General features: G+C 47.7%; 1 protein-coding gene. It reads right to left on the bottom strand.

Annotated features, from left to right (window positions below; all coding sequences use genetic code 11):
• Positions 1 to 780, bottom strand: a 780-nt coding sequence (locus B5F76_RS14330) for a transposase (protein WP_144268522.1), incomplete at both ends; no start/stop codon positions are given.

The following is a 780-nucleotide window of genomic DNA, read 5'->3' as shown; positions in this document are numbered from 1 at the left end:
TCCAGAGAAGCTGTCGTCATGTCTTTGCCTATGTAGGCATAGAGATCCATGCCCATATACCCCTTGACTGGCACGCACTTCACATAAACACGTCGTCCGTTGAAAAGGCGACCGTTTGAATCAAGTGCAAGATTTTCCGAAGCTACCAGTCCATCCATGTGAACAGAAATCAAGTCTTTGTAAATACGTCGATTAGACGGGCAGCGAGTGATGAAGGATATCTTCTCGCCAGTCAGTTCTTTCATGCCTTCCTCTGTGAGGTAACCAGCATCAAGGATGGCGAACTTCGTGTTGACACCAACAGCCTTGAGCTCTTTGACTGTCGTGACAAGCGTGGAGGCATCTACGATGTTACCAGAGACGTAGCGCATATAGATTGGAAGGCGAGAACCTTGCTGCACGACGTAGATGAGGCGGATCTCTTCAGAAATGATACCATTGTGGTTGCATACAGCTGTCAGTGGAAAATGAATACTATTGGGTAAGCCAGTGCTATCAATCAGGATATTTGCCCCCTCTCTGACGTCTGAACCAAGTAGCGGCAGGTACGCCTGGAAGAAATGCTGCATTGTGTCCTCTCTCCCTATCTCAGCGAGCAAGTCACTGATCCTTTGAGAGGTCAAGTTTGCTTTAGGGTACAAGATACGGGCGTAGCTGCCTTCTAACCATGCCAGAGCATGTTGATTGCTACGTGAGGAGAGCATGTAGTAGAGCAAAAGTGCGTGGAGAGAATCTGGATTTCCATAGCCAATGGCTTCAATAGCAGGTGACAAGTTATAT

It is taken from the genome of Desulfovibrio sp. An276, from assembly GCF_002159665.1.
GTDB classification, from domain to species: Bacteria; Desulfobacterota; Desulfovibrionia; order Desulfovibrionales; family Desulfovibrionaceae; genus Desulfovibrio; species Desulfovibrio faecigallinarum.
Note: the sequence above shows the minus strand (reverse complement) of the source record. Positions and strands in the feature narration are given on the sequence as shown.